This window comes from Marinobacter sp. M-5, assembly GCF_032911545.1.
Classification (GTDB): Bacteria; Pseudomonadota; Gammaproteobacteria; order Pseudomonadales; family Oleiphilaceae; genus Marinobacter; species Marinobacter goseongensis.
This window is the reverse complement of record NZ_JAWJEK010000002.1, coordinates 590,637-601,134: the sequence shown is the minus strand read 5'-3', so window position 1 is coordinate 601,134 and position 10,498 is coordinate 590,637. Positions and strand designations below refer to the sequence as shown.

General features: G+C 61.8%; 9 protein-coding genes and 1 tRNA gene. 3 read left to right on the top strand and 7 right to left on the bottom strand.

Going from position 1 to position 10,498, the window contains the following annotated elements:
* Positions 1–182 precede the first annotated feature (182 nt).
* From R0125_RS12075 to R0125_RS12065, 3 genes are read left to right on the top strand one after another with little or no spacing between them, the layout of a single operon-like run.
* On the top strand, positions 183–584 hold the full coding sequence (locus R0125_RS12075) for a DUF4398 domain-containing protein (RefSeq protein WP_317238335.1): 402 nt from the start codon (positions 183–185) through the stop codon (positions 582–584).
* Positions 581–1,447 (top strand): OmpA family protein, encoded by an 867-nt coding sequence (locus tag R0125_RS12070; RefSeq protein WP_317238334.1) that lies wholly within the window; start codon positions 581–583, stop codon positions 1,445–1,447. Before R0125_RS12075 ends, R0125_RS12070 begins: the two co-directional genes overlap by 4 nt.
* 3 nt (positions 1,448–1,450) lie before the next feature.
* On the top strand, positions 1,451–2,818 hold the full coding sequence (locus tag R0125_RS12065; RefSeq protein ID WP_317238333.1) for a diguanylate cyclase domain-containing protein: 1,368 nt from the start codon (positions 1,451–1,453) through the stop codon (positions 2,816–2,818).
* On the opposite strand, the gene R0125_RS12060 is transcribed toward R0125_RS12065, so the two are convergent.
* The 7 genes from R0125_RS12060 to glyQ form a co-directional block, all read right to left on the bottom strand.
* Positions 2,815–3,537: a Crp/Fnr family transcriptional regulator gene (locus R0125_RS12060; RefSeq protein WP_317238332.1), complete on the bottom strand. Its 723-nt coding sequence runs from the start codon at positions 3,535–3,537 to the stop codon at positions 2,815–2,817. The two genes, R0125_RS12065 and R0125_RS12060, sit on opposite strands and share 4 nt — an antisense overlap.
* A gap of 129 nt (positions 3,538–3,666) precedes the next feature.
* Positions 3,667–4,038 carry a VOC family protein gene (locus tag R0125_RS12055; RefSeq protein WP_317238331.1) on the bottom strand — a complete coding sequence of 124 codons (372 nt, stop codon included), beginning with the start codon at positions 4,036–4,038 and terminating at the stop codon, positions 3,667–3,669.
* A gap of 54 nt (positions 4,039–4,092) precedes the next feature.
* Complete coding sequence (locus R0125_RS12050; RefSeq protein ID WP_317238330.1) at positions 4,093–6,459, bottom strand: EAL domain-containing protein; 2,367 nt, start codon at positions 6,457–6,459, stop codon at positions 4,093–4,095.
* A 224-nt stretch (positions 6,460–6,683) separates the two neighbouring features.
* Positions 6,684–6,760, bottom strand: a tRNA-Pro gene (locus tag R0125_RS12045).
* Between the two features lie 35 nt (positions 6,761–6,795).
* Entirely contained in the window at positions 6,796–7,353 is a 558-nt protein-coding gene (gene gmhB, locus R0125_RS12040) for a D-glycero-beta-D-manno-heptose 1,7-bisphosphate 7-phosphatase (RefSeq protein WP_317238329.1), read from the bottom strand.
* Positions 7,354–7,377: 24 nt separating this feature from the next.
* Positions 7,378–9,459, bottom strand: a complete 2,082-nt coding sequence (glyS, locus tag R0125_RS12035) for a glycine--tRNA ligase subunit beta (RefSeq protein WP_317238328.1) — start codon at positions 9,457–9,459, stop codon at positions 7,378–7,380.
* A 2-nt stretch (positions 9,460–9,461) separates the two neighbouring features.
* Complete coding sequence (gene glyQ / locus R0125_RS12030) at positions 9,462–10,469, bottom strand: glycine--tRNA ligase subunit alpha (protein ID WP_248181988.1); 1,008 nt, start codon at positions 10,467–10,469, stop codon at positions 9,462–9,464.
* Positions 10,470–10,498: the final 29 nt, after the last annotated feature.

The window sequence follows — 10,498 nt, the reverse complement described above, 5'->3', positions numbered from 1 at the left end:
TGGCGTTCTGATTAGGTCAATTGAGTTTACTCCACCTTGCAGCGCCCGAATAGCAGGCGTTCGCTGTTTTCGACAACCGGACTCTGTTGTGTGCGTTAGCGTACCGACGCTGCCCTACCCCGGCCCTAGTGTGAATGACAAGGAGCGACTCTCGACCGCTCCGTGGCATAAGGAGCCACGCTATGAAACGACACTGGATTCGTCAGGCCGCTGAACGTATCGGCCTTTTTACCACCGTATTGCTGGCCTCCCTCACGCTCGTCGCCTGTGCTTCTGCCCCATTGCCGCCGACCGAGTCGCTGAACATGGCCAGGGAGTCCATCGCCACCGCGGAACAGGCGGAGGCACGGCGTTACGCCGGTGCCGAGCTGGAGGAGGCAAACCGCCACCTGACCGAAGCGGACAAGGCGGTGGCGGCAGAACGGATGGCGGAAGCCGACCGACTGGCCCGGCAGGCCCGAGTGGCGGCAGAGCTGGCAATCGCCCGAACCGAAGCGGCGAAAGCGGCGGCCATCAATCGTGAAATGGGGCGTGGTGCCGAGGCTCTGGACGAAGAGATGCAGCGCCAGGGAGAACAGCCATGATGACCTTATCGTTCCTGAAACCGGCGCCGGGCCGGAATGCCGCCCTGGCGGCAGTGCTGGCATCGGTGCTGTTAACCGCCTGTGCCACCGGGCCGGCCAGTCCCGAGGGCTCCGAAGATGTGCGGGCCAAGCTGACCGCATTGCAGCAGAACCCGGACATGATGACCCATGCCCGCATTGAGTTGCGGGACGCGGAGGCGGCGGTGGAGCTTGCCGAACAGCCGCTGGACAACGACCAAGAGACCCTGGCGGCCTACCGGGTCTATATGGCCGACCGGATGGTGGAGATCGCCCGCGCCAAAGGCGAGACCCGGCTTATGGAGGCGGATCGGGAGCGTCTGGGCGAGCAGCGGGATGCGGCCCGACTGGCGGCGCGAACCCGTGAGGCGGATCGTGCCCACGCCGATGCCGAGCAGGCGCGCAGTTCGGAAGCGGGGGCCGCGGCTCAATCGGCCCGTGAGGCGGAGGAGCTGCAACGGCAAATCGATACGCTCGAAGCTGAGGCCACCGAGCGTGGATTGGTGCTGACGCTGGGGGATGTGCTGTTTGCCACCGGCAGCGCCGAGATCCAGGGCGGCTCGAACCCGAATCTGGAGAAACTGGTGAATTTCCTCAACCAGTACCCGGATCGCCAGGTAGTGATTGAGGGCCACACGGACAACGTGGGCAGTGCCCTGTTCAATCAGAACCTGTCGCGGCAGAGGGCAGAGTCGGTGCGGCGGTTTCTGACCGGACGCGGTATCGACAGCCAGCGGCTGACGGTGTCCGGCTTCGGATACGAACGGCCGATCGCCAGCAACGACAGCGCAACCGGCCGCCAGCAGAACCGGCGCGTGGAAGTCATCATCGAAAACAGGGAGTAACGCATGTTGCGATATCGCGACTTTTTCCCGGCCGCTGCCGACAAGCAGACCAACGTCGGCCCGGGAAAAGGCATTCCGCTCAGTGACGCCTTGCCACTGGCCATCCTGATGACCGATCAGGATGGCAAATGCCTGTACAGCAATGTCGCCTATCAGAAACTCTGCGGCTGGTCCGCAGACGAGCTGGTCGGGTCCCACTGGGCCGCGGTGATACACCCGCTGGATCACGATAAAGCGCTGCGGCACTGGCAGGCGGCCGTCCGGGGGCAAACCCCGTTTCTGACCGAGGCACGGTTGAAGCGGGCTAACGGCGAGGTGATCTGGACCCGTCACAACGCCGCACTGCTCACCGACAACACCCCCGCAGACGGGTACGTTCACACCGTTGAGGACATCACCACCTACAAGGCTTACGAGCGCGCGGGAAAAAAGGCCGAGGAGCAGCTGTTCGAGGAAAAGGAACGGGCCCAGGTGACCCTGGATTCCATCGGCGATGCGGTGCTGAGCACCGATATGCAGGGGCGGGTGTCCTACATGAACGTGGTGGCCGAGACTCTGACCGGGTTCAGCCGCTACGAGGCCATTGGCCGGCCCTTGAGCGATGTTTTCCGGGTGGTGGATGCCAATACCCACCAATCGAAGCCGGACCCTGCGCGGCGGGCCATTCAGTCAGACAGCATTGTGGCGCTGGAATCCAACGCTTTGCTGGTGGCCAAGGACGGTGTGGAGCTGGCGATTGAGGACTCCGCAGCGCCGATCCATAACCGGCATGGTGTGGTAGTGGGCGCGGTGATCGTGTTCCACGACGCCCGCTTCTCCCGCGAGACCACGGCCCGTATGGCACACCTGGCCCAGCACGATGCCCTGACTGGCCTGCACAACCGCACTGCTTTCTACGAACGTTTTGAACAGGCGCTGGCGCTGGCACAGCGGCATGGCAAGCAGATGGGCCTGTTGTTTATCGATCTTGATGATTTCAAGGTCATCAACGACGACCTCGGCCACAGCAGCGGCGACCTGATGCTTGCTGCATTAGCGGGCAAGCTGAAGATGTGTGTGCGTACCACCGATACGGTCTGTCGTTACGGCGGTGATGAGTTTGTGGTGCTGCTGAGTGAGATCAACGAACCCGGTCATGCGTTCGCGGTGGCGGACAAGATCCGCGAGGCCGTTGCGACGCCCATGATCATTGCGGGAGAGGAGGTGGCGCTCCAGCTCAGCATCGGCGTGAGCATCTTCCCGGAGCACGGCGAAACCGCCGAGGAGCTGTTGCGCAAAGCCGACAACGCCATGTACCGGGCCAAGACTCTGAATCGGCAGCCCGACGAGGCCAGTCTGGCGGCGCCAGCCGCCCTGTACCGTCCCGGCTAGTAATTGAGCTTCTGGGTGGTAAGGCGCTCGGTTTCCCGCTTGACCACGCCGTAGCATTCGCAACACAGGGTTTCCAGTTTGGCTCGGTCAAGCACGTCGATGTGGCCACGATGGTATTCGATGACCCCCAGTTTCTGCAGTTTGCCGGCGGCTTCGGTAACTCCCTCACGGCGCACCCCCAGCATATTGGCGATCAGCTCCTGGGTCATGGTCAGCTGGTTGCCCGGAAGGCGGTCAAGAGACAACAGCAGCCAACGACACAGCTGCTGATCGATCGAGTGGTGGCGATTGCACACCGCCGTCTGGGACATCTGGGTAATCAGCGCCTGGGTGTAACGCAGCATCAACATCCGCACTTCGGCGTGGTTGTTGAACTCCAGCTTGAGCTCGGTGGAGGGCATGCGGTAGGCAACGCCCTTGCTCTGCACAATGGTCCGGGTTGGCGTACTTTCCCCGCCCATGAACACGGCAATGCCTGCCAGCCCCTCGTTGCCCACCACGGAAATTTCCGCGGAGGCGCCGTTAAGCATCACGTACAGCAGCGAAATGATGCAATCGGTCGGGAAATAGACAAATTCGATGGACTGGCCGGACTCGTAGATGACGTCGCCCAGGTTCAGGTCAACCCGCTTGAGACGTGGGAAGATCCGCGCTTTCGCACTGTCTGGCAGAGCCGCCAGTAAATGATTCTGGTCGGGGTGTGTCGGTGTGTCTGGCATAGCCATGTCCCTGGCTGAGCAGTGGGTGTTCTCCAATAGACCACTGACGCTAACACAAAAAATGTATTCTTACTGCCGCAATTTTTGCAAGAACGATAAAGAGTGGCCCTCGCGGAGGGCCATCCGGGATCAACCGAAGTGGAAGAACGCCAGCTTGTTGCCGTCGGGGTCTTTCACATAGGCGCCGTAGAACTGGTCCGGAATGCGCTGCCCCGGCTCGCCGTCGCAGGTGGCGCCCAGCTCAATGGCCTTGTGGTAGTGGGCATCCACGGCCTCTTTGGAACCCGGCTGGAGGGCCAGCATGTTGCCATTGCCCGGGTGGTTCGGCTCGCCATTGAAGGGTTTGCACACCGCCAGCATGGGCGAGCCCATGTTCTTGCCGATAAACGCGATGCGATCCATGTCCAGCAGCACTTTTGCGCCCAGATCGCCAAGCAGGTCGCTGTAGAACTGCTTGGCCTTCGCCATATCACTGACGCCGAGGGTGACGTATCCGATCATTGGTGTTCTCCGTGGTTGGTTGTTACAGGGCTAGGAAATACGTTGAAGCTTAGTCTATCGGATCGTCCTGTCATCCCAGGTGAAGTTGGCGGCCCACTCCATGGCCTGTTGCAGCGGCAGCGGCTGGCTGTAGAGAAAGCCCTGGCCCAGTTCGCAGCCCTGTTCAATCAACCGCGCCTCGACTTCTGACGACTCAATCCCCTCCGCCACCAAGCGACGTTTGAAGCTTTTTGAAAGGCTGATGATGGCACTGACAATCATCCCGCTGTCGGCATTTTCCAGCATGTCGAGGACGAACGAGCGGTCGATCTTGATCTCTTCCGCAGGCAGACGGCGGAACAGGTCCAGCGACGAATAGCCGGTGCCGAAATCGTCCAGCGACAGTTCCACCCCCAGCTCGCGACAGGCGCTCAGGTTCTCCATCGCGCGGTCGGTGTCATCCAGCGCGGTGGTCTCCAGGATTTCCAGAATCAGGCGGCCGCGGATGTCCGGCGGGCAGTCTGCCAGGGCGTTGGCCAGATCGTCCCCGAAGCCGGGCGTGAGGAAGTGGAACGGGCTGAGGTTGACGCTCAGGGTGTAGGGCAGCGCCTGTCGGTCAAACGCCTGCAGCCGCGCGACCGCTTCCCGCAGCACGAAATTGCCGACGCTGCGGGCGTACTCGGTGTATTCGATGTGCTCCAGGAACTGCCCCGGGCTCATCAGCCCTTCTTCGGGATGATTCCAGCGGATCAATGCCTCAAAGCCGGCAATGCGCTGTTGCCGGAAATCCATTTTGGGCTGGTAGTAGAGTTCGAGCTGGCCGAGGTTCAGGGCGTCGTCGATCTGCTCCAGCACCTTGACCCGCTCCTTGCGGGAGAAATGGGTATCCAGGTCAAACAGGGTATAATTGTTCTTGCCCGCTTCCTTGGCCGCGTACATGGCCTGATCGGCGTGGCGGATCAGCAGGTCGGCATCGGCGTTGTCATGGGGGTACACCGTGACCCCCATGCTGCCGGACAGCTGCAGTACATGGTGCTTGTAGGCGATGGGTTGGCGGATGGCTTCCAGCAGACGGGCGTAGACCTTTTCGTTGTCCACATCCCGCAGGATGGCAACAAACTCGTCGCCACCCAGGCGCGCCACCACGTCGTGGGCACGCACACGACCCAGCAGTCGTCCGGCCACGGACTTGAGTACGGCGTCGCCGACAGCGTGGCCATGGGTGTCGTTGATTTCCTTGAAACCGTCCAGATCGATAAAGCACACCGACACCAGGCCATTGCGCTGGTTGGCCTCATACAGTTCCTGCTCGAACAGCTCCGTCAGCCGGCGCCGGTTGGGCAGTCCGGTGAGGGCATCGTAATTGGCCGCTTTTTCCAGGCTTTTCTGGTGCTCTCGCTTCTCCTGGTACAGACGCTTGCGCTCGATCAGGTTACCCACGGTCTGCATCAGCGGCTCCAGCTCTTCCGCCAGCCGGGCCTTGTAGCCGTCAAAGCGGTTGGCAAGACCGATCAGACCGATCTGCTGATCGCCAGAGAACACCGGGATGCCGATGTAGGCACTGATCGGCGGATGGCCCGGGGGCAGCCCGCCGCGCCGTGGATCCGTGGCCAGGTCATTGGCGACAATCACCTCACCGGTCACCATTGGTAAGCCAAGGACATTGTCGAGGCGGTCGAAAATCAGGCCCCGTCGCTCAACCTCCTGGTACAGCGCCTGGGTTTCCGGGCTCCAGGCGATGTTGGTGATGGCACCGATTTTCAGGTAGGGCTGTTTATCTGCCCGATACAGCACTTCGCCGATGAACCCGAACTGGCTGCCGGTGAGGCCCAGCAGATCGCTGAGCATCAGCTCGAAGGCGGCCCGTTCGTTTTCACTGGTGAGAAACACATTCTGGGCCCGGTGAATGGCCCGGCTCAAATGGGCAACCGGGACATACTCGTTATTGTCCGCCGACAGAAAAGCCCGCTCCAATTCGTCCTCCACAAGGCTTGCCAGATTGCGAAGCACGTCGAGATCGACCTCGCTGAAATGGCGGGGCTTGTCGTCAATGATGCACACCGTGCCGATCTTGTAGCCGCTGGGTTCCCGCACCGGCATGCCGGCGTAGAAACGAATGAAGGGCTTGCCCGTCACAAAGGGGTTCTTACTGAACCGCGGGTCTTTGGTGGCGTCCTCCACCAGAAACAGCTTGTCCTGCTGGATGGCGTAATCGCAAAAAGCTACCGAACGGGGGGTCTGTGACACTTCCAGGCCCTGGCGGGATTTAAACCACTGGCGTTCGGCGTCTATGATCGAAAACAGTGCAGTTTTTACGCCGTAATACTGGCGCGCAATCCGCGTCAGCCGCTCGAAGCGCTCCTCCGGTGGGGTATCGAGAATGCCCAAACGCTCGAGCGCAGCGAGTCTCCGCTTTTCGATGCCCGGACTAACCATTGTCATGCTCCGAAAAAAGGTACCAATAGAAACGTTACCGCGATTGAGTCGCGTAAGCTCGACATTTCAGCGCTTGATTGCAGCCGCGGATGAATACTCTGCCGTGGGTCAGACAGATCAGCTCGTCCCATGCTGCAACAGGCCAGTGAGTCAGACATCAGCGGGTGGGATTTGCAGGGAAAGATCCGGAGAACGGAAAGGCAAACGGAGATGGATACAAAGCGGGAAAGTGGTCGGCGTGGCAGGATTCGAACCTGCGACCCCTTCGTCCCGAACGAAGTGCGCTACCAAGCTGCGCCACACGCCGATCAACGGGCGGTATTATACGGATTCGCTTTGCTTTTACCAGCCCTCCGCCGATAAAAGCGCGTCGGTGAATGCGCTGAGATTGTCGTACACGCTGACCTCGGCACCCGGGATGGGTCGGGCCTCCAGATGGCGTTCGGTGTCCCGGCCGTTGCCGGTTCTGACCAGCACCGGACGGCAGCCGGCGGCGTGACCTGCTTCCAGATCCTTGCGGCTGTCGCCGGTCATGATGGCGCCGTGCAGGCTGTCGAGGTGAAAGTGCCCGCGGATCTGCTCCAGCAGCCCGGTCAACGGCTTGCGGCACTGGCAATGATCGTCCGGATGGTGGGGGCAATAGGCGATGAAGTCGATGCAGCCACCGGCGGCCTCCACCAGCCGCTCGAGCTTGTTGTGCATGGCGTCGAGGCCGTCGGTGTCGTAGAAACCACGGGCGATGCCGGACTGGTTGGTGGCAATGGCAATGCGGTGCCCGGCGTTGCAGAGCCGGGCAATCGCGTCAATGCTGCCGGGGATGGGCACCCACTCATCCGCTGAGCAGATGTAGTTGCCATCGTAGTGGTTGATGACGCCATCCCGGTCCAGAATGATCAGCATGGTGTTTCTACGGTTGCCTCTGTCTCAGCTCGCTGTCGGCAGCAGAGAAATATCGGCTACCCGCAGGAACAGGTTTCGGAGCTGGTTGAGCATCGCCAGACGGTTGTGACGGATGGCCTCATCCTCCGCCATCACCATGACGTCGTCAAAGAATTTGTCTACCGGCTCCCGCAGGCTGGCCAGCGAGGTCAGTGCCGCCGCATAGTTGCCCTGCTCGAACAGCGGCAGCACCTTGTCTGCCTGCTGGCTGATGTGCTCGGCCAGGGCCTGCTCGGCCTGATCCTGCAGCAGGTTCTTGTCCACAGTCTCGCCCACGGTGTCGCCACCCTGTTTGGTGAGAATGTTGGACACCCGCTTGTTGGCGCCGGCCAGTGCCAGGGCTTCGGGCAACTGGCGGAAGGCCTCCACCGCTTTCACCCGACGGTCAAAGTCCAGCGGCTTGGTGGGCCGGCGGGCGTGCACCGCCAGGAACACTTCGGCGCCGATGCCCTGCTCGTCGTAGTGGGCGCGGAAGCGCTCGAGCATGTAGTCCACCACGGTGGCAGCGGTGTTCTGCTCGGTCAGCACGGTAAAGTTGTCTTCTGCCCACTGACAGCAGGTTTGCAGATCCAGCGGCAGTTCCCGTTCGATGATGATGCGCAACACACCCAGGGATGCCCGGCGCAGCGCGAATGGGTCGCGGGTGCCGGACGGCGGCTGATTGATGCCGAACAGGCCGACCAGCGAGTCGAGGCGATCGGCAATGGCGACGGCACATCCGGTCAGGGTGGTGGGCAGGTCGTCACCGGCAAAGCGCGGCATGTACTGCTCATTCAGCGCCTTGGCAACGTCACCGGCTTCGCCGTCGTGCTCGGCGTAGTATTGCCCCATGATGCCCTGCAGATCGGTGAACTCCAGCACCATCTCGGTCACCAGGTCGGTCTTGGCCAGCATGGCAGCGCGCTCGGCCAGCGCCGGGTCACTGCCGATGGCGGCGGCAATTTTCTTCGCCAGCGCGGCCACACGCACCGATTTGTCGTAGAGGCTGCCCAGCTTTTCCTGGAACACGATCGGCTTGAGCTGATCGATGCGGTCTTCCAGCCGGGTCTTGCGGTCGGTTTCGTAGAAGAAGGCGGCGTCTGACAGGCGCGGGCGGATCACCTTCTCATTGCCGGAGATGACCTGAGCCGGGTCTTTGCTCTGCAGGTTGGCCACGGTGATGAACAGCGGCAGCATGTCGCCGGCGGCGGTGACCACGTGGAAATATTTCTGGTGTTCTTTCATGGAGGAAATCAGCGCTTCCGCCGGTACCTCCAGGAAACGCTCCTCGAACCGGCCCATCAGCGGCACCGGCCATTCGTTCAGCGCGGTGACTTCGTCCAGCAGGTCCTCGTCAATCACCGCCTTGCCGCCGGCTTCTTTTTCCGCCAGGGCGATGACGCCGGCACGAATCTGCTCGCGGCGTTTGGCGAAATCGGCAATCACATAGCCTTCCTGCTTGAGCACCACTTCGTAGTCGCCCGGTGTCGGCACGATCAGCGATTTCGGGCAGTGGAAGCGGTGGCCACGGGTCTTGTTGCCCGGGTTCAGCCCCATGATCGGGGTGTCGATGATCTTGTTGCCGAACAGCATGATGGCCCAGTGCACCGGGCGCACGAATTCGGTGCGGTAGGAACCCCAGCGCATGCGCTTGGGAATCGGCAGACCGGCGAGCGCTTGTTCCACCAGTTCCGGCATCAGTTCCACGGTTGGACGACCGTTTTCCACGGTACGGAACACCACCCAGGCACCTTTATCGGTTTCCAGAGTGTCCAGCTGGTCCGGGGTGACGCCCAGTGAGGTGGCAAAGCCGGTCAGCGCGCGGGTCGGGTTGCCGGCGTCGTCAAAGGCCGCTTTCACGGCAGGGCCGCGCTTTTCCACCGACTTGTCGGGCTGGGCGTCGGCCAGGTTGCGTACACGCACCGCCAGGCGCCGCGGTGCGGCAAAGCTTTGCACCTCGCCAAAGCCAATGCCGGCGTCGGTCAGGCCCTGGGTAATGCCGGCGGTCAATGCGTCAGAAAGCGGTTTGAGGGCCTTGGGGGGCAGTTCTTCGGTGCCCAGTTCGACCAGAAAATCCTGTGTTGCCATGATTATGCGTTCCCCTGTTCCTGCTTGGCTTTCTTCGCTTTCTTACCCTTTTTGCCGTTGGCCTTGTCATCGGCGGCATCGGCCGCGGCCAGGACTTCCTTGCGCAGGGCCTCGGGGGCCAGCGGGAAGCCGAGTTTGCGGCGGCTGTTGAAGTAGGCCTGGGCTACGGCGCGGGCAAGGGTGCGAACGCGCAGGATGAACCGCTGGCGCTCGGTCACGGAAATGGCGTGACGGGCATCCAGCAGGTTGAAGGTGTGGGAGGCTTTCAGTACCTGTTCGTAGGCCGGCAGGGCCAGGCCGGCCTCAATCAGCCGGGCGCTCTCGCGCTCATGGACATCGAAGCTGTGGAACAGGAAGTCGGTGTCGGCGTGCTCGAAGTTATAGGTGGACATCTCCACCTCCTGCTGATGGAACACGTCGCCGTAGGTGACCACGCCGTCGGGCCCCTGTGTCCACACCAGGTCGTACACGCTGTCGACGCCCTGCAGGTACATGGCAATGCGCTCGAGGCCGTAGGTCAGCTCACCGGTGACCGGGTAGCATTCCAGGCCGCCCACTTGCTGGAAGTAGGTGAACTGGGTGACTTCCATGCCGTTGAGCCAGATTTCCCAGCCCAGACCCCAGGCCCCCAGGGTGGGAGATTCCCAGTTGTCTTCCACGAAGCGGATGTCGTGCACCAGCGGGTCGAGCCCCAGCGCTTTCAGGGAATCCAGGTACAGCTCCTGAATGTTGTCCGGTGACGGCTTCAGCACCACCTGGAACTGGTAATAATGCTGCAGGCGGTTGGGGTTTTCGCCGTAGCGGCCGTCCGTGGGGCGGCGGCTGGGCTGAACGTAGGCCGCGTTCCAGGTTTCCGGACCGATGGAACGCAGGAAGGTGGCCGGATGAAAGGTGCCGGCGCCCACTTCCATGTCCAGCGGCTGGAGCACCACGCAGCCGTGCTGCGCCCAGAAATTCTGCAGGGCCAGAATCAGACCCTGGAAAGTTTTGACGTCCGGGGTATTGTTGATAGTTACCTTGTCTGTCACGACGATTGCCT